This is a genomic window from Flavonifractor sp. An100, from assembly GCF_002161175.1.
GTDB lineage: Bacteria > Bacillota > Clostridia > Oscillospirales > Oscillospiraceae > Lawsonibacter.
The window spans coordinates 205870-224396 of the sequence record NZ_NFMA01000001.1 but is presented as its reverse complement, the minus strand read 5'-3'; the positions used below and the strand labels follow the sequence as shown (position 1 = coordinate 224396).

The 18527-nt window shown below is 58.2% G+C and carries 18 protein-coding genes and 2 other annotated features; of the genes, 3 read left to right on the top strand and 15 right to left on the bottom strand.

All coding sequences use genetic code 11. The annotated features are described in order from the left end of the window. Positions 1 to 85 precede the first annotated feature (85 nt). The 4 genes from B5E43_RS01045 to B5E43_RS01030 all read right to left on the bottom strand — a co-directional run bounded on the left by B5E43_RS01045 (position 86) and on the right by B5E43_RS01030 (position 5223). Positions 86 to 2716 carry a valine--tRNA ligase gene (locus tag B5E43_RS01045; RefSeq protein WP_087392891.1) on the bottom strand — a complete coding sequence of 877 codons (2631 nt, stop codon included), beginning with the start codon at positions 2714 to 2716 and terminating at the stop codon, positions 86 to 88. Positions 2717 to 2812: 96 nt separating this feature from the next. Beyond that, positions 2813 to 3026, bottom strand: a binding site (T-box leader). A 67-nt stretch (positions 3027 to 3093) separates the two neighbouring features. After that, on the bottom strand, positions 3094 to 3642 hold the full coding sequence (locus tag B5E43_RS01040; RefSeq protein ID WP_087392890.1) for a YcxB family protein: 549 nt from the start codon (positions 3640 to 3642) through the stop codon (positions 3094 to 3096). Positions 3643 to 3780: 138 nt separating this feature from the next. After that, positions 3781 to 4557, bottom strand: a complete 777-nt coding sequence (locus B5E43_RS01035; RefSeq protein ID WP_087392889.1) for a type III pantothenate kinase — start codon at positions 4555 to 4557, stop codon at positions 3781 to 3783. A gap of 27 nt (positions 4558 to 4584) precedes the next feature. Then, positions 4585 to 5223 (bottom strand): ECF transporter S component, encoded by a 639-nt coding sequence (locus tag B5E43_RS01030; RefSeq protein WP_087392888.1) that lies wholly within the window; start codon positions 5221 to 5223, stop codon positions 4585 to 4587. Between the two features lie 262 nt (positions 5224 to 5485). On the opposite strand from B5E43_RS01030, the gene coaBC reads away from it, so the two are divergent. Beyond that, positions 5486 to 6682, top strand: a complete 1197-nt coding sequence (gene coaBC / locus B5E43_RS01025) for a bifunctional phosphopantothenoylcysteine decarboxylase/phosphopantothenate--cysteine ligase CoaBC (protein ID WP_087392887.1) — start codon at positions 5486 to 5488, stop codon at positions 6680 to 6682. 85 nt (positions 6683 to 6767) lie between these two features. Here the strand turns inward: coaBC and B5E43_RS01020 are convergent, their stop codons facing one another. The 10 genes from B5E43_RS01020 to B5E43_RS00975 form a co-directional block, all read right to left on the bottom strand. Next, entirely contained in the window at positions 6768 to 7430 is a 663-nt protein-coding gene (locus B5E43_RS01020) for a hypothetical protein (protein WP_087392886.1), read from the bottom strand. Beyond that, a complete protein-coding gene (locus B5E43_RS01015) occupies positions 7405 to 7920 on the bottom strand; it encodes a sigma-70 family RNA polymerase sigma factor (protein WP_087392885.1) in 516 nt (171 codons plus the stop codon). Before B5E43_RS01015 ends, B5E43_RS01020 begins: the two co-directional genes overlap by 26 nt. A 146-nt stretch (positions 7921 to 8066) precedes the next feature. Next, complete coding sequence (locus B5E43_RS01010) at positions 8067 to 8870, bottom strand: ATP-binding cassette domain-containing protein (RefSeq protein ID WP_087392884.1); 804 nt, start codon at positions 8868 to 8870, stop codon at positions 8067 to 8069. 1 nt (position 8871) lies between these two features. After that, complete coding sequence (locus B5E43_RS01005) at positions 8872 to 9777, bottom strand: ABC transporter permease (RefSeq protein WP_087392883.1); 906 nt, start codon at positions 9775 to 9777, stop codon at positions 8872 to 8874. 78 nt (positions 9778 to 9855) lie between these two features. Further along, positions 9856 to 10917: an ABC transporter substrate-binding protein gene (locus B5E43_RS01000; RefSeq protein ID WP_087392882.1), complete on the bottom strand. Its 1062-nt coding sequence runs from the start codon at positions 10915 to 10917 to the stop codon at positions 9856 to 9858. A gap of 110 nt (positions 10918 to 11027) precedes the next feature. Beyond that, positions 11028 to 11271, bottom strand: a binding site (T-box leader). A 121-nt stretch (positions 11272 to 11392) separates the two neighbouring features. Further along, positions 11393 to 12595, bottom strand: coding sequence for an elongation factor Tu (gene tuf, locus B5E43_RS00995; RefSeq protein ID WP_087392881.1), 1203 nt, complete (start codon positions 12593 to 12595; stop codon positions 11393 to 11395). Positions 12596 to 12719: 124 nt separating this feature from the next. Next, on the bottom strand, positions 12720 to 14825 hold the full coding sequence (fusA, locus tag B5E43_RS00990; protein ID WP_087392880.1) for an elongation factor G: 2106 nt from the start codon (positions 14823 to 14825) through the stop codon (positions 12720 to 12722). A gap of 15 nt (positions 14826 to 14840) precedes the next feature. After that, entirely contained in the window at positions 14841 to 15311 is a 471-nt protein-coding gene (rpsG, locus tag B5E43_RS00985) for a 30S ribosomal protein S7 (RefSeq protein WP_206406888.1), read from the bottom strand. Positions 15312 to 15506: 195 nt separating this feature from the next. Further along, the gene (gene rpsL / locus B5E43_RS00980) at positions 15507 to 15929 is read right to left on the bottom strand and encodes a 30S ribosomal protein S12 (RefSeq protein WP_087392878.1); all 423 of its coding nucleotides are present in this window, start codon (positions 15927 to 15929) and stop codon (positions 15507 to 15509) included. A 91-nt stretch (positions 15930 to 16020) separates the two neighbouring features. Continuing rightward, on the bottom strand, positions 16021 to 16260 hold the full coding sequence (locus B5E43_RS00975) for a ribosomal L7Ae/L30e/S12e/Gadd45 family protein (RefSeq protein ID WP_087392877.1): 240 nt from the start codon (positions 16258 to 16260) through the stop codon (positions 16021 to 16023). A gap of 287 nt (positions 16261 to 16547) precedes the next feature. On the opposite strand from B5E43_RS00975, the gene B5E43_RS00970 reads away from it, so the two are divergent. Then, positions 16548 to 17801: a serpin family protein gene (locus B5E43_RS00970; protein WP_087392876.1), complete on the top strand. Its 1254-nt coding sequence runs from the start codon at positions 16548 to 16550 to the stop codon at positions 17799 to 17801. Between the two features lie 53 nt (positions 17802 to 17854). After that, on the top strand, positions 17855 to 18040 hold the full coding sequence (locus B5E43_RS00965) for a ferredoxin (protein WP_087392875.1): 186 nt from the start codon (positions 17855 to 17857) through the stop codon (positions 18038 to 18040). A gap of 67 nt (positions 18041 to 18107) precedes the next feature. On the opposite strand, the gene B5E43_RS00960 is transcribed toward B5E43_RS00965, so the two are convergent. Beyond that, positions 18108 to 18527, bottom strand: a complete 420-nt coding sequence (locus B5E43_RS00960; protein WP_087392874.1) for a DUF3592 domain-containing protein — start codon at positions 18525 to 18527, stop codon at positions 18108 to 18110.

The following is an 18527-nucleotide window of genomic DNA, read 5'->3' as shown; positions in this document are numbered from 1 at the left end:
GTCAAGGGGAGCGGAAGAATCTTCGAAAAAAACAGAACGGGCGGCACAGCGAGTGCCGCCCGTTCCCTGCTTCTATGAGATTGGATTACATCCCTTTGAGCTGCTCTTCCAGCTTAGCCACCAGCTCAGCCAGCTTCTGGGAGCGCTCCCGCTCCGCCTCCACCACATGGGCGGGGGCCTTGTTCACAAAGCCAGGATTCTGGAGCTTGGTATTCAGCTTTTCCAACTCGGCAGAGTTCTTCTTCAGCTCCTTCTCCAGACGTGCCTTCTCCTTCTCCAGGTCCACCAGCTCGCCCAGAGGGATGAACATCTGGGCGGCGTGGGTGACCACCGCTACCATTCCGGCAGCAGTGGGCGCCTGGTCGGCGGGCACGATGGCCACATCACTGGCGTAGGCCAGCTTCTTCAGGAAGGGCACGCCCAGAGCAAAGACCTTCTCCTCCCCCGTGGCTACGGTGAGGTGGGCCTTCTTGCTGGGGGGCACGTTCATCTCACTGCGGCGGGTACGCACCGCGCGGATGGCGTCCATAATGAGCTCCATAGCCTGCTCCTCTTCGGGGAAGGACAGCTCCGCCTTGGCCTGGGGCCAGTCGGACAGCATGAGGAAGTCCCCCTCGTGGGGCAGAGCCTGCCAGATCTCCTCCGTGATGAAAGGCATGAAGGGGTGGAGCAGCTTGAGCATCTGGGTGAGCACGTAGCACAGCACCTGCTGGGCCCGAACCTTGCTGTCCTCATCCTCTCCCTGCAGGCGGGTCTTGGTCAGTTCGATATACCAGTCGCAGTAGTCGTCCCAGATGAAGTCGTAGATCTTCTGGGCGGCCACACCCAGCTCGTACTTGTCCATGTTTTCGGTGACCTCGGGGATAACCCGATTGAGCTTGGAGAGAATCCACTTGTCCTCCAGCTCCAGCTTCTCGGGCAGCTGGCACTTGTCGATGGTCAGGTTCATCATCAGGAAGCGGCTGGCGTTCCAGATCTTGTTGGCGAAGTTACGCATGGCCTCGCACCGCTCGGTATAGAAGCGCATGTCGTTGCCGGGGGAGTTGCCGGTGACCAGGTTGAAGCGCAGGGCGTCGGCCCCGTACTTGTCGGCAATCTCCAGGGGGTCAATGCCGTTGCCCAGGGATTTGGACATCTTACGGCCCTTGTCGTCCCGGACCAGGCCGTGGATGAACACGGTGTGGAAGGGGGGCTGCTTGGTCTGCTCACAGGCGGAGAAGATCATGCGGGCCACCCAGAAGAAAATGATGTCGTAGCCGGTGACCAGCACGTCGGTGGGATAGAAGTAGTCCAGGTCTTCCGTCTTGTCCGGCCAGCCTAGGGTGGAGAAGGGCCACAGGGCGGAGGAGAACCAGGTGTCCAGCACGTCGGGGTCCCGGTGGATGCGCTTGGAGTGGCACTTCTCACACTCGGTGGCATCCTCACGGCTGACGGTCATGTGGCCGCAGTCGTCGCAGTACCACACGGGGATCTGGTGGCCCCACCACAGCTGGCGGGAGATACACCAGTCATGGACGTTCTCCATCCAGTTGGTGTAGGTCTTGGCAAAGCGCTCGGGGACAAACTTGGTCTCCCCGTCATATACCACCCGCAGGGCCTCCTTGGCCAGGGGCTCCATCTTTACGAACCACTGGGCGGAGATGATGGGCTCCACGTCGCTGTGGCAGCGGTAGCAGGTACCCACATTGTGCTGGTGGGGCTCCACCTTCACCAGGTAGCCCTGCTCCTCCAGATCGGCCACAATGGCCTTCCGGGCCTCGTAGCGGTCCATGCCGGAGTACTTGCCGTAGCCCTCCACCACGCGGCCGTTGTCGTCCAGCACCCGGATGGTCTCCAGATTCTGGCGCAGGCCCACCTCAAAGTCGTTGGGGTCATGGGCGGGAGTCATCTTCACGCAGCCGGTGCCGAACTCCATGTCCACGTACTCGTCGGCCACGATGGGCATTTCCCGGCCCACCAGGGGCAGGATACACTTCTTGCCCACAATGTCCTTATACCGCTCGTCGTCGGGGTGGACAGCTACACCGGTATCGCCCAGCATGGTCTCCGGACGGGTAGTGGCCACCACCACATACCGCCCCTCCTCTCCCTGAATGGGGTAGCGGATGTGCCAGAAGTAGCCGGGCTTGTCCTGATACTCCACCTCCGCGTCGCTCAAGGCGGTGACGCAGTGGGGGCACCAGTTAATGATCCGGCTGCCCTTATAGATGAGACCCTTCTCATACAGGTTGCAGAAGGTCTCCCGCACCGCCTTGGAACAGCCCTCGTCCATGGTAAACCGGGCCCGGTCCCAGTCGCAGGAGATACCCATCTTCTTCTGCTGCTTGACAATGCGATCACCGTAGGTGCGCTTCCAGTCCCACACCCGCTCCAGGAACTTCTCCCGGCCCAGGTCGTAGCGGGTCAGCCCCTCCTTGGTGCGCAGTTCCTCCTCCACTTTGATCTGGGTGGCAATGCCGGCGTGGTCAATCCCGGGCACCCACAAAGCGGCGTAGCCCTGCATACGCTTAAAGCGGATGAGGATGTCCTGGAGGGCGCAGTCCATGGCGTGGCCCATGTGCAGCTGGCCCGTTACATTGGGAGGGGGCATGACGATGGTGAAGGGCTTCTTCTTGGGGTCCCTGTGGCCCTTGAAGCACCCCGACTTCTCCCACTTCTCATAGATGCGGTGTTCGGCCTCCTGGGGCTCATAGACCTTTGGCAGTTCGATGCTCATCTGAGATTCTCCTTTTATCTTCCAGTTCTGATATGTTTTCGTTCCATTAGGGTTCCCGCGGTGAGGGGTAAAACAAAAACGCCCTGAGCCAATTTGGCTCAGGGCGAAGCAAATAACCTCCGCGGTACCACCTGAATTCCCTCTTGAAAAGGGCGCTCGTCCCTCTGTAACGGGAGGTCCCGCCGGGCTTAGATTTCTTCAGCGCCGGGGCTCCGGGATCACTTCTCCACCGCCAGGCAGCGCCTTACACCATCCGGCGCCTCTCTGTGCCCTGATCTGCATGGATACTGGTTCCCTTCACAGCCGATACCAGTGGTATTATATCCAACTTTTCCGGCAGTGTCAAGGGATTCCCCCTTCTGTTCTGCCTGTGGGCCTCACCCCTGGTTCGGGGCCTTTCCCTTACCCACCCATAAAGTGGTTTTGCCGCTTTTCTCCTCCAGCCAGGCCCGCAGCTCATCGGCTGTACCGCCCCGGAGATGGTGCTTGTCTATCATCAGGCCCTGTCCGTCTGAGGCCACAAAGTAGAAGTTGTTCTCCGTCTCCATCAGATAGGCGCAGTCGGTATACAAAAACCGGGTCCCAGCCTTTTGACGCACCGCTAAAATTCCATTCTTGTCCAGGGTAAAGTCACTGCCGCCCAGATTGCCCCCCATAGCCCGGAAAGCGGTCCAGCCGGTCACCTGGTAGAAAAAGAGGCCGGAGCCAAACAGCAGGCAGCCCACCGCGCAGCAGGCAAGGGCCAAGATCACGCTGTTCTTCTGCACAGCCAGGTACATCCCAATGGCCAGACACACCGCCCCCCAGGATAAAAAGACGGTCCGCTTGCGCAGGCTCTGCTTCCGGGTCAGAGTTTTGCCCATCACCCGCTGCAGCTCCTCCATGTTCTCCAAATCATAATCGGTGTGGCTGCGAAAGGACGTCATATTTGCTCCCCCTGTCTATCATTCGCCTCTACGTAGGCATTATTCAAGGAATGATTATATCCAAGCTGTGCCGCCGCTGTCAAGTCTCCCGCCTACAGAAACGGGCCGGCACCTGACAGGTGCCGGCCCAGCTGTTTTTCAGTGCTTGTTGGTCTGATTTTTCTGGTACAGAATGTTTAGTCCCTTGAGGAGCAGGTCTTTTTCCAGGCGGATTTTCCGGTGGCACAGCGGAACCACAAACTGAGCCATTCCTCCTGTGGCCACCACCGTTGTGGGACAGCCCAGTTCTTCTTCCACCCGGTCCAGCATCCCGTCCACCATGGCGGCGGTACCGTACATGATTCCGCTGCGCATGCAGTCCACCGTATTCTTTCCGATGACCTTGCGAGGCTTGTCCAGGCGGATACCGGGCAGCTGAGCGGTCCGGGAGGTCAGGGCCTCCAACGAGATCCGCACACCCGGGATGATGCAGCCTCCCAGGTAGGTGTTGCCCTTGCCAACCACCTCAATGGTGGTAGCGGTGCCCAAATCCAGCAGAGTCAGCGGAGGCTCATATTCCGCCAGAGCCGCCACCGCAATGACAATGCGGTCACTGCCCACCTGAGAGGGGGTATCCATTTGAATGTTGAGCCCCGTTTTGATGCCGGGGCCCACCACCATGGGCGGCTTACCGATGACCTTCATCACTCCGGTACGCACCGAGTTAAACACCGGAGGCACCACCGAGGAAATGATGCAGTCCTGAATGTCTCCTGGCTTTACGTCAAACAGCCCCAGCATGTTCTTGATCTCCGCCCCATACTGGTCGGAGGTTTTAATATGGTCCGTGGCGATGCGGGCCTCAAATGCAATTTTATTGTCCCGGATCCCGCCGATGACAATATTGGTATTGCCGATATCGATGGCAAGAAGCATCGTTCCTTCACCTCAAACCCAAGTGTATCAGACTGCTCCGGTTCGCTGCACAGGCCGCATCACCTTGAGCAATGCCTTTCCGATGGCCGTGACCAGCACCAGCGCCACAACGGCCTCCATTACACCCGCACCGGTCACGGTTGCCATAATAAAATCAAACACCACCGATACGGCCTTATTGTTGGCCGCTGCATATTCCGCCCGAAACAGAACATAAATACTGCCCATGACGGTCACGGTGTTGGTCATGGAACCCAGGAACCCGACCACGGGCAAAGCGACATACTCGTTGGCCTTGAGCTTCTTCAGCGCCAGCCACAGCCAGCCGGCCACCACACCGATCAAAATACGGCAGCCCACTGCCACCCATACGGCCTTCAGCGCCCCCACCGGGGTATCATTTAGGAAGGGGGAAAAACAAATCGACGCCGGAACCGGGGCAATGGTGTTGCTCACCATGGAACACACGCCAAATACTCCGCCTAAGATTCCCCCTGCCAGCGGGCCGAACAAAACACCGCCCAGAATAACCGGGATATGGATGGTGGTCGCCTTGATGGGAGGAACACTGATCAATCCCAGCGGGGTGTTGGCCAACAGGACCACAATCGCGGCCATCATGGCCACCCCTACCATCCAACGGGTATCACGCTTGTTGGTTTTCATATTCAATTACCTCCTGCTGCCGCTCTTCCCCCGGAAGATGCAGCGCATGATTTCAGAGGCTGGCGGACAACTGCGCCGTCTTAGCACTCTCATTCGTTGTATTATACAGGATGCCGTGTTCTGACGCAAGGATAATTTTTGCCCGGCCAGCCCATTTTTTATTTTTTCTTTCCCTTCCCCCTCCTTTACAGGCGGCATGGAAATTTGTATAATGAAGGGCGAAACATTCCGGGTTTGTCCGGTTTTCAGAGGAGGAACTCCTATGCTACAGGGAAAAACCGTCCTACTGGGCGTTACCGGCGGCATCGCCGCCTACAAGGCCGCCTATCTGGCCTCCGCTCTGGTCAAGCTCCACGCCAATGTGGAGGTGGTTATGACCGAGCACGCAACAAAGTTCATCGCCCCCCTCACCTTTGAACAGCTCACCGGCCGCAGGTGTATGGTGGACACCTTCGACCGCAACTTCTCCCACCAGGTGGAGCACATCGCTCTGGCCGACCGTACCGATCTGGTGATCATCGCCCCCGCCACCGCCAACGTATGCGCCAAGCTGGCCCACGGTCTGGCCGACGATATGCTCACCACCACCGTTCTGGCCTGCACCTGTCCCAAGCTCATCGCCCCGGCCATGAACACCCACATGTTTGAAAATCCGGTGACCCAGGACAACCTGGAGACTCTGCGCCGCTACGGCTGGGAGGTCATCGCTCCCGCCTCGGGCCGTCTGGCCTGCGGCGCGGTGGGAGCTGGCAAACTCCCCGAGCCCGACCTGCTCCTCCAGCACATTCTGCGTGTCCTTGCCCTTCCCCACGATCTGGAGAGCAAACGCGTCTTGGTCACCGCCGGTCCCACCCAGGAATCCCTGGATCCGGTACGCTACCTCACCAACCACTCCACCGGCAAGATGGGCTACGCCATCGCCCGCATTGCCATGCTCCGGGGCGCCCAGGTCACTTTGATTTCCGGTCCCACCGCCATTCAGCCGCCCCCCTTTGTGGAGGTAGTCCCAGTGGTTTCCGCCCAGGACATGTTTGAGGCGGTAGCCAGCCATGCCCCCCAGGCCGACTTTATCTTTAAAGCTGCCGCTGTGGCCGACTACACCCCTGTGGGGTACAGTGACGACAAGGTGAAAAAGAAGGACGGGGACCTGTCCATCCCCCTCAAGCGCACCACAGACATTCTCCAGTACCTGGGGGATCACCGCCGCCCCGGTCAGGTCATCTGCGGCTTCTCCATGGAGACCCGGGACATGGTGGAAAACAGCACCGCCAAGCTCACCAAAAAGCACGTGGATATGATCTGCGCCAACAATTTGAAGGTGGCCGGTGCCGGTTTCGGTGTGGACACCAATGTGCTCACCCTAATCACTGCGAACGGATGTGAGGAGCTCCCCCTCATGTCCAAAGAGAAGGCAGCAGGCAGAATCTTAGACCGGGCTATGGCCCTGTCCCACTCCTGAGCCTCCATTCAAACACCAGAAAATACCCCCACCAGGCGCAGCAATGCAGCGCCTGGTGGGGGTATTTGTTTGAAACTTTATTTTCTCAAGAGACGGGGATGATCGACATTTGATATTCCTCCAGCTCATCTTCGGAAGAATCCGCTGCACTGCCGTTCAGATCTACCTCTCCCGATGTGATGCCCCCCTGTTCCCCGATATCAAATAAATGGCCCGGCCGTAAACTATCCTCATCGCTGCGCACGGTGTAGCTGCTGGGCTCCTCCCCCGGCGCTCCCGTCCACACGGTTGCCTGCCACTCTTCCGCGCTTCCAGTCACCTCCAGGGTCAGCTCCGTACCCTCGTCCCCCCAGTCCCGGGTATATCGGCCGTCCTTCTCCAAGGCGTCTGTGATATCCGTCTCTTCTCCATCTACCACCAAAATGGCCCGCCCATTCCGGTTTTCCACGTTTACCTGGGGGACGTCAAACACCGTGATCTGCTCCCCCGTGCTGGTGGTCATCTCCTGGCGGTAATCTCCCACCTTAATGGTAGCTGTAATGTTATAAAATATGCTTTGAACCGCCTCTGGATTGGCCGCTCCTACTCCCACCACCATTGTGGTCAAAGCAGCGGCGGCTACCAAAATCTGAACCGGACGGCGAACTCGTTTTTTTGCTCCATGCATCATATCAATGGTCTCCTCAATCGTTTCTTGGGACGCGTGCAGTTGTTCACACACCTCATGGTACAATTTGCGGTCGAACATACCGCTCTCCCTCCTTTTCTTCCTCTTGTGACAATTCCCTACGCAGCCGCTCCCGCGCCCGAAGCAGCCAAGTCTGGACGGTAGACGGTTTGGCCTTCATAGCAGCAGCAACCTCCGAAACCGTACACCCCTCATAATAGTAAAGGTATATGGTTAGGCGGTACTTTGCCTCCAGCCCCATCACCGCTCGAAACAGTTCCTCCTTCTCCGGGTCCTCCAGGACGGGACCGTCCCTCCGCTCCTCCAGCGGCACTGAAGTTCGCCTCCAGAAGGAGCGCAGCAGCTTCCGGCTCTCATTCACCGTCACCCGCAGCAGCCAGTGCTTTAAATGATCCTGGCTGGCATACTCTACCTTGCTTTCAATCAGCTTGAGCAGCACCGTCTGCATCACATCCTCCGCATCCGACCGGTTCTTCAGCCCATGGTAGGCCACCCGATAAATCATATCGCCGTAGGTTCGGGCCGCCTGGCCAAATTCCTCTTCCGTCATGGCTGCTCACCTCCTCGTTGGTTTGGTATCAGAAAGATCTTTCATTAGGAATATCCCTGACAGACATGAAAAATCTCAAAGGCAAAAAATTTTTTAAAAAACCGCCCCGGAAGAACAAATTCTTCCGGGGCGGTCCATGTATTCTTTTACTCGGACAGTAAAATTCGATCGTTGTCCAACGCTTTCCCTGCCCGGCTGCGGAATTGCGCCAGCAGGTCATCCACGGTCATGCCAGCGCGCTCCTCCCCCTGCACATCCAGAACGATAGCCCCATCGTTCATCATCAGGGTGCGATTGCCCAGCTTTAAGGCCTGGTACATGTTGTGGGTCACCATTAGGGTGGTGATGTGGTTCTCCTTCACAATCTCCTCGGTCAGCTTCAACACCTTTTCCGCTGTGGCAGGGTCCAAAGCCGCCGTATGCTCGTCCAGCAGCAGTACCTTGGGGGGCACCAGAGTGGCCATCAGCAGAGTCAAGGCCTGGCGCTGTCCTCCGGACAGCAATCCCACCGGCTGCTTCATCCGGTCCTCCAGCCCCATGTTCAGCCTGGCCAGCTGCTCACGGAAGAAGGCACGGTCCGCCTTACTGGTGCGGCTGAAAAAGGCGTGTTGGTTTTTTGAAGCCCGGAGATAGGCCAACGCTAAATTTTCCTCAATGGTCATATGAGGGGCAGTCCCCCGCATGGGGTCCTGGAACAGCCGTCCCATCTCCCGGCTGCGCCGGTACTCCGGTTTATAGGTGATGTCCTCTCCTGCCAGAAAAATAGACCCTTCATCCACATAAAAAGCACCCGCAATGGCGTTAAAGAGGGTGGATTTTCCCGCCCCATTGGAGCCCACAATGGTGACAAAATCCCCATGCTCCAGGTGGAGGGACAGGCCGGAAAGCGCCTTCTTTTCATTGACGGTACCCGGGTTAAAGGTTTTGGAAATAGCATGGATGGTAAGCATATCAGCGTCCCCCTTTCCTGGCTTCCGCCTTCCGTTTTTCAAAAGCCGCCCAGTTTTTCAGGGCGGGTGCGGCGATGGCAAGGGCCACGATGATCGCGGTGACCAGCTTCATGGCCTCAATGGGGAACACCTTGGAGCTAAGGGCGACCGCGTAAATCAAGCGGTAAATGATGCTGCCTGCAAACACAGACAGGGCCCCCCGGAGCATGGAGCCGCGCCCCAACACGGTTTCACCAATAATCAGGCAGGCCAGACCAATGACCACCATACCAGTGCCAATGTTTACGTTGGCGCTGCGCTGAGCCTGGCCTACAAGGGCTCCAGACAGGCCAGTGAGGGCATTGGCCACACACAGGCCTACGGTGATGGTAAAGGTGGGGTTGATGGAAGACGCGCGAACCATGTCCCGGTTATCTCCGGTGGCCCGGATCGACAATCCCAGCCGGGTGCCCAAAAAGGCCACCAGCAGCAGGGCCGCAGCCACCGTGATTACTCCGGCCAAAATGATCTCGTACCAGCTGCCTCCCACTCCCAGATCCCGGAACATATGGAAAATGGTCTGCTGTTTAATAAGGCTGGCGTTGGAGGTCCAGCCCATGGCCATCAAGTTGACAGTGTAAAGTCCCGTGTTGGTGATGATGCCAGCCAGAATGGAAGGGACTCCCAACTTCGTCTGCAGCAGAGCGGTAACAAAACCCGCCGCCGCCGTACATAGCATGGCCAACGGCACGGCCAGGATAGGATGACCGGCAGCACAGACTACAACAGACACTGCCGCTCCCAGGGTAAAAGCTCCGTCTGTGGTCAAATCGGCAATGTCCAGAATGCGGTAGCTGAGGAACAGCGCCAGCGCCACCGGAGCATACAGAAAGCCCAGCTCCAGAGCCGTTTGCAAAATGTAGAGCATCGTCCTTCTCCCTTTCAGGCCAAAGCCCCCCGGCTCTCACCGGGGGACTGGCGGAATGTAGTTTAGGTCCCTGAGATCTTAATCCTCGGTAGTGGTCACTTCCACCACCTGACCCATGTCGTTAAACATGGAGTAGTCCAGGCCCATAGCGGAAGCAGTCTCGGTGTTGACGGTGATGATCCCACCCTGGGACAGGTAGTAGTCCTCCTTGTCCGCCATGCCGTTGGTCAGCATCTCGTAGGCCAAGTCGGCAGTCTCCGTGCCAAGGTTGGTGTAGTTCACGCCGCAGGTGGCAAAGGCGCCGTTGCGGACAAAGGAATCGGCCCCCGCGTAGTGGGGAATACCCGCTTCAATGAAATCGGGAGCGATGGCCAGTTCCGCAGACTGGATCTTGTTGTCGGTGGGGGTGAACACCGCGTCCACACCAGCGGCGATCAGCGCGCCGGCAGCAGCTACGACCTCGTCATCACTGTTAGCGGTAAACTCCTCGTAGGCAATGCCCTTGGCATCCAGATACTCCTTGGCCTCTGCAATGGGGGTGGTGGAGTTGGGCTCGGACAGGGAATAGAGCAGGCCAACCTTCTGGGTATCGGGGTTCTGGGCCAGCATCATATCCAGAATGAAGGCCGTATTCAGGGCGTCGCAAGTACCGGTGACGTAGTCGATATCCAACAGATCAGCCTGGGCCGGGTCGCTGACCGCGGCGTAAATGACGGGAGTTTTGGTCTCCTCGGCGGCTACCGTCATCAGCTGAGCCGCGGTAGTGGCAACGGGGATAATGGCGGAGACACCGTCGGCAATGACTTGAGCGCCAATCTGGTTGAGCACTGTCTCATCACCCTGGCCGGAGTAGATCTCATAGTCAATGGCGACCCCGGTCTCCTCTTTGATCTTTTCCAGCCGGGTGGCGATGGCGTTGGTGATCTCGTCCAGCGAGGGGTGGTCCATCTGCTTGACAATGGCGATCTTATACGCACCGGCTTCCCCAGTGGAACCGGACTCCACCGGCTCTCCCGAGGAGCTGCCCGCAGAGGATGCGCTGCTGCCGGAGCTGGAAGTGCTGGAACAGGCACACAGGGACAGGGCCATAGCCAGGGACAGGGCAGCAGAGATGAGCTTCTTCAGAGTGTTCTTTTTCATTGTGGTTACCTCCATAATATTGGCCTGTGGGCCGAAAATTGTTTGGGTGGGTGATGGAGGGGCCGCTGCCAACGGCCTTGTTTCGGAATAAAAAAACGCCCCTGTCCCCCACATGGGACAAGAGCCTTACTCCTGCGATACCACCCAAATTGACGTTAGAAACGTCCGCTCGCTTCACGCGCCATCACGCGTGCCCGGTGGATAACGGGTGGGTCCCCGTCGGCATCTACTTGGTTTCCCGTTCAAGCCGCCCTCGGAAGTCCATTCACTCGGCCGCGCCCCGCCCTGATCCCACCACCCAGGGCTCTCTGAAGGTTTGCCGCACCGGCTACTAATCTTCCTCATAGGTTTTGCTGATTGGATTGTTGGGCTTATTATAGCGAGCTTACCCCTATTTGTCAACCCCCCACTCCCACAAAAAAACAGTGGGCCTCCCAAAGGAGGCCCACTGAAGCACCATCAAGTGGAGTAAGAATTACTCGTTGATGTCGATAACAACGCCGGAACCCACGGTGCGGCCACCCTCACGGATAGCGAAACGCAGGCCCTTCTCAATGGCGATGGGGGTGATCAGCTCCACGTCCATGTCAACGTTGTCGCCGGGCATGCACATCTCAGTGCCCTCGGGCAGGGAGATGATGCCGGTCACGTCGGTGGTCCGGAAGTAGAACTGAGGACGATAGTTGTTGAAGAAGGGGGTGTGACGGCCGCCCTCTTCCTTGGTCAGCACGTAAACCTGGCCCTTGAACTTGGTGTGGGGGTGAATGGAGCCGGGCTTGCACAGAACCTGGCCACGCTCCACGTCGGTCTTAGCAACACCACGCAGCAGAGCGCCGATGTTGTCGCCGGCCTCGGCGAAGTCCAGGGTCTTGCGGAACATCTCCAGACCGGTAACGACGGTGGACTTCTTCTCGTCGGACAGGCCAACGATCTCCACGGTCTCGCCAGTCTTGATCATGCCACGCTCCACACGGCCGGTAGCAACGGTACCACGGCCGGAGATGGTGAACACGTCCTCAACGGGCATCAGGAAGGGCATGTCGTCGTTACGGGCGGGAGTGGGGATATAGTCGTCAACAGCGTCCATCAGCTCCTTGATGCAGGCATACTCAGGAGCATTGGGATCGGTGGACTCGGAAACCAGAGCGTTCAGAGCGGAACCCTTGATGATGGGGATCTCGTCGCCGGGGAACTCGTACTTGTCCAGAGTCTCGCGGACCTCCATCTCAACCAGCTCCAGCAGCTCCTCGTCGTCAACCTGATCGCACTTGTTCAGGAAGACCACGATGGCGGGCACGCCTACCTGACGGGCCAGCAGGATGTGCTCCTTGGTCTGAGCCATGGGGCCGTCGGTAGCAGCGATAACCAGGATAGCACCGTCCATCTGAGCAGCGCCGGTGATCATGTTCTTGATATAGTCGGCGTGGCCCGGGCAGTCAACGTGGGCATAGTGACGCTTGTCGGTCTCGTACTCCACGTGAGCGGTGTTGATGGTGATGCCGCGCTCGCGCTCCTCGGGAGCCTTATCGATGGAGCTGTAGTCGGTGTAGTCAGCCTTGCCCTGCATAGCCAGGTACTTGGTGATAGCAGCGGTCAGGGTGGTCTTGCCGTGGTCAACGTGGCCGATGGTGCCGATGTTGACATGGGGCTTGGTACGCTCAAATTTCTGCTTAGCCATTTGGGATTTCCTCCTTATATTGCAATTATCATGATATTTCGGGGGCTGCTTCGTATCAGGGACATTTTATCCTATTCTGCGTACAAATGCAACCCCATTTTCCAGTACTCCTATGGGACAGGACTTAGTCCTGGCTGCGGCCGCGCTCGGCAATGATCTTGTCGGCGATGCTCTTGGGAATCTCCACATAGCTGTGGGGCTCCATGGAATACTGACCACGGCCCTGGGTGCTGGAACGCAGGTCGGTGGCGTAGCCAAACATGTTGGCCAGAGGCACCAGAGCGTCTACCTGCTGGGCACCGGGACGGCTCTCCTGACCCAGGATCTGGCCACGGCGGCTGTTCAGATCGCCGATGACGTTGCCCAGATAGTCGTCAGGAACAATGACAGAAACCTTCATGATGGGCTCCAGCAGCACGGCATTCGCTTTGCGGCAGGCCTCCTTGAAGGCCATGGAACCGGCAATCTTAAAGGCCATTTCGGAAGAGTCCACCTCGTGGAAGGAGCCATCATACAGGGTGACCTTTACGTCCACCACAGGGTAGCCGGCCAGCACGCCAGCCTGCATGGCACCCTGGATACCGGCGTCAACCGCAGGGATATACTCCTTGGGAATGGCGCCGCCCACGATGGCGTTGACGAACTCGTAGCCCTTGCCGGACTCGTTGGGCTCCACACGGATCTTAACGTGACCGTACTGGCCCTTACCGCCGGACTGACGGGCATACTTGGTGTCCTGCTCCACGCTCTTCTTGATGGTCTCCTTATAGGCGACCTGGGGAGCTCCAACGTTGGCCTCCACCTTGAACTCACGGAGCAGACGGTCCACGATGATCTCCAGGTGCAGCTCGCCCATGCCGGCGATGATGGTCTGACCAGTCTCTTCATCGGTGTAGGTCTTGAAGGTGGGGTCCTCCTCGGCCAGCTTCACCAGGGCCAGGCCCATCTTCTCCTGACCGGCCTTGGTCTTGGGCTCAATGGCCACGCGGATAACCGGCTCGGGGAACTCCATGGACTCCAGGATGATGGGAGCCTTCTCGTCGCAGAGGGTGTCGCCGGTGGTGGAGTTCTTCAGACCCACAACAGCGGCGATGTCGCCGGAGTAAACACACTCGATGTCCTCACGGTGATTGGCGTGCATCTGGAGGATACGGCCAATGCGCTCCTTCTGCTTCTTGGTGGAGTTGAGCACCGTGGTACCGGTGTTCAGCACGCCGGAGTACACACGGATAAAGGACAGACGGCCCACATAGGGGTCGGTGGCGATCTTAAAGGCCAGAGCGGAGAAGGGGGCGTTGTCGTCGGCGGGACGCTCGTCCTCCTCCTCGGTGTCGGGATTCACGCCCTTGATGGCGGGGATATCCAGGGGAGAGGGCATATAATCCACGATGGCGTCCAGCAGCTTCTGCACGCCCTTGTTGCGGTAAGAGGTACCGCAGGTGACGGGGACCAGCAGGTTCTCGATGGTGCCCTTCCGCAGAGCCTTGCGGATCATATCCTGGGGCACGGGCTGCTCCTCCAGGACCAGCATCATGATCTCCTCGTCGATGTCAGCGCAGGCGTCCAGCAGCTTGGTGCGGTACTCCTGAGCCAGCTCCAGCATATCCGCGGGGATCTCCTCCACGCGCATATCCTTGCCCATCTCGTCGTAGTACACGTCGGCGTCCATCTCTACCAGGTCGATGATGCCCTTGAAGGTATCCTCGGAGCCGATGGGCAGCTGAATGGGCACCGCGTTGCACTTCAGACGGTCATGGATCATGTGCAGCACGTTGTAGAAGTCGGCGCCCATGATGTCCATCTTGTTGACGTAGATCATGCGGGGGACCTTGTAGTGGTCAGCCTGGCGCCACACGGTCTCAGACTGGGGCTCCACGCCGCCCTTGGCGCACATGACGGTCACAGAGCCGTCCAGCACGCGCAGGGACCGCTCCACCTCCACGGTGAAGTCCACGTGGCCCGGGGTGTCGATGATGTTGATACGGGTCTGGGGGAACTGATTCTTAGTTCCCTTCCAGTAGCAGGTGGTGGCGGCGGAGGTGATGGTGATGCCGCGCTCCTGCTCCTGCACCATCCAGTCCATGGTGGCGGTACCCTCATGGGTCTCGCCGATCTTGTAGTTGACGCCGGTGTAGTAGAGGATACGCTCGGTGGTGGTCGTCTTGCCCGCGTCGATGTGGGCCATGATGCCGATGTTCCGAGTGTTCTCCAGAGAAACTTTTCTAGGCATACTTTCTCTCCTTTATTACCAGCGGTAATGGGCGAACGCCTTGTTGGACTCAGCCATCTTGTGGGTGTCCTCGCGCTTCTTCACGGCAGAGCCGGTGTTGTTGGCCGCGTCCATCAGCTCGCCGGCCAGCCGCTCCTTCATGGTCTTCTCGCCGCGGTTGCGGGCGTAAGTGGTGAGCCACCGCAGACCCAGGGTCTGACGCCGCTCGGGGCGGACCTCAATGGGCACCTGGTAGGTAGCGCCGCCCACACGGCGGGCCTTGACCTCCAGGGAGGGCATGATGTTCTCAAGAGCCTGGGTGTAGACCTCCATGGGGTCCTTCCCGGTCTTCTCCTTAATGATATCGAAGGCGCCGTAAACCACCTTCTGAGCCACGCCCTTCTTGCCATCCAGCATGATGCTGTTGGTGAGCTTGGTAACCAGGATGGAGTTGTAAAGCGGATCAGGCAGAACCTCCCGCTTGGGTACATTTCCTCTTCTGGGCACTTTGCTTCCCTCCTTCATATAAAAATGATTTCATAGGTACTCGAAGTGTCTTTGTGACAATCCGTGTAATGCCTGTCCGAGGTCTACCCATATATTATATGGAATAAACGCTCGGCAAGGCGGGGCTGCCTTGCGCAAACGCACAATGCAATTTCAGTGGGAACTTACGTTCCGATGGGTCTGGAAGAAGTGATCTTACTTCTTGCCGGCCTTGGGCCGCTTAGCACCGTACTTGGAACGAGCCTGCATACGGCCGTTGACGCCCTGGGTATCCAGAGTGCCGCGGATGATGTGGTAACGAACACCGGGCAGGTCCTTAACACGGCCGCCGCGGATCATGACCACAGAGTGCTCCTGTAGGTTGTGGCCAACACCGGGGATGTAGGCGGTAACCTCATAGCCGTTGGTCAGGCGAACACGGGCGATCTTACGCAGAGCGGAGTTCGGCTTCTTCGGAGTGGAAGTACGAACGGCGGTGCACACACCTCTCTTCTGGGGAGAAGGCAGATCGGTGCTCTTGTTCTTCAGAGTGTTCAGACCGTGCTGCAGAGCGGGAGAAGTGGACTTATCCGTCACCTGCTGACGGCCCTTGCGGACCAGCTGATTAAAAGTAGGCATGATTTTCCTCCTTTCTGAAAAGCTGCCCCTGTGGGGCATGATATATATTTTAACGGAACAGGTGGATTCCTATTCCATTAAAACCAAATTTTTATAGAAGGGCCGCTGCCGCGCTTCCCACGGCGATGCCACAGGCGGCACCCAGCTCCTTCATGGCGGAGATCTCCTCCACCGGGACCCCTTTTTCTTTGGCCAGCCGCTCCAGCGGCTCGGTGACTCGGGGGTCGGCGTCAGCAGCCAAAAACAGCTTTTTGGCCCGTCCGTCATTGAGGGCCCGCTTGGCCTGCTTGGTGCCAACCACCTTTTGTGTGGTCTGCAATTCTGTGATCATCTTCGGCGCCCTCCTCGCCCCCTGAATACCTGGGGTGTTTCATCGGGTAAAAGGGCGCAAGGCCCCTACCACCGCAAGTTGAAATTATACCATGTTGGATTCCGGCCGTCAAGGAGGAATTGGAAAGAAATCCACAAAGTTTTCCACCACTCCCCCGTTTTTTTGCCAAGGAGACACAAGAGACAAATTTTTTCCATTCCAGCGCAACCCTCTTTTCTATTTTCCGTCTGGATAGACAAAGGAAGCTCTCCCCCGTCTTACTGACTGATCAAATAGGAGGTTTTACTATGAAACGGATGCTTGCTCTTTCCCTGACCTGCGCTCTGGCCCTCGCTTCCCTCTCCGGCTGCACCACCCCCTCTACCGCCCAGCCTCTCTCCGCACAGCCAATCCCCCTATCCCAGGAACAGCTGGTGCAGTACGACCCGGAAGCCACCGAAGTCTACGCCGCCCTCTCTTCCTTTGGGATGGAATTGCTGAAAAATGTCCGTCAGGAGGGCACGGACACCCTCATTTCCCCTCTCTCCGTCTCCTTGGCCCTGGCCATGGCGGCAAACGGAGCAGATCACAATACTCTAAGCCAATTTGAACAGGTACTGGGAGGGGATACTAGCCTGGAAGCCATCAACGTGGCCTGCCATGCCCTTCTCTCCATCTACCAAAATCTCCTGGGCGGCTCTACCCAGTGTTCCATTGCCAACAGCGTATGGGCCGACCCGGACGGACAAATCTCTGAGGAATTTATTGGCCGGTGTGCCGGTATCTTTGACGCCCAGATCTTCCAGGAGGACCTGTCTGCCTCCGGTATTGTGCCTGCCCTCAACGGCTGGGTGTCGGAGCACACCAACAACATGATTCCCCAGATCATCTCCCAACCCTTCCAGGAGAGCACCGCCGCCCTGCTGGTCAACGCCCTCTATTTAAAAAACACCTGGGCGCAGAAATTCGACCCCAATAGCACCCATGAACGGACCTTTACCTTTGAGAATGGGCAAACAGAGGACATGGACTTTTTGAACACCGGTTTTTGCACGTTCCCTTACATCCAGGGAGAAGGGGTTCAGGGCGCCGTTCTGCCCTATGATGATGGACGGCTGGGCTTTTTCGCTCTCCTCCCCGATCAGGATTTGGACAGCTGGCTGAGCACGCTGGAGGGAGTAGATTTTGCCGCGCTGCTGTCCCAGCAGACCGACACCCAGTTTTTCCACCTGGGCCTTCCGAAATTCGAGGCTGAATGGGGCGGCGACCTGTGCGACGCTCTCTCCCAGCTGGGGCTGGAAGACGCTTTCCTCCCCGGCGTGGCTGACTTTTCCCGGATGGGAGACCTGGAGGAGGGCTACTACCTGTCTCAGGTGATCCACGCCACCAAAATCAAAGTGAATGAAAAGGGCACTGAGGCGGCCGCCGCCACGGTGGTGGCTGCCAGCGGGTCCGCCGCGCCCGCCGAGGAGGGAATCACCTTGGTCTTTGACCGCCCCTTCCTCTACGGAATTGTTGATCTTCAAAACGGCGCCCCCCTGTTTATCGGCACCTTTGAATAAGGAAAGAAACCAGTGGCATACTACTCCAAAACCAATAGAAGGAGGAGCGTTGTATGACCGCTCATGTCAACGAGAGCTGCGTCGGCTGCGGCCTGTGCGCCGGTATCTGTTCCGGCGTCTTCACCATGACCGATGAAGGTGTGGCCGCTGCCCGGGACGAAATTTTCCCCGAGCAGGAGTCCCAGGTCCGGGAGGCCGCGGAAAGCTGTCCCGCCGCCGCCATTGAAGTGAATCCCTGACAAAAAAGCAGCGGCCGGAACGGTAAGTTCCAGCCGCTGCCGCAATCTTCATGTTGTTTTACCGTCCTCATCCCAGGGAACGAAGGGTGAGAATCAAGATCACCGCTCCCACCAGGATTTGGGCCAGTGCCGTGCGGACATATGCCTCATCCCAGCCCGCAATCAGACAGCATTCCGGCTGACGGGGGGAATAACGAACTTCCACCTGCTGCCCCTGATTCAGCCGCCCCAGGTTGCTGTCGGCATACAGGGTAGCTGTGGTTACCATCCCTCCACTCCCCTCAGGAGAAAAGCAGATAACCGGGACCTTCCGCAGCTGGTCCGGCCAATACAGAAGGCTCCGCTCCTCCAGAACCTCTGCCACATGGCCAATGGTCCGGCTGGTACAAGCGGCCCTTCGTCGCCCGTACCGGATACTGCGCCCCAGTCCCATTCCCATCAGTCCTACCCCTATGGCAAGACCGATCAGGACCAACAGATCCCGCAT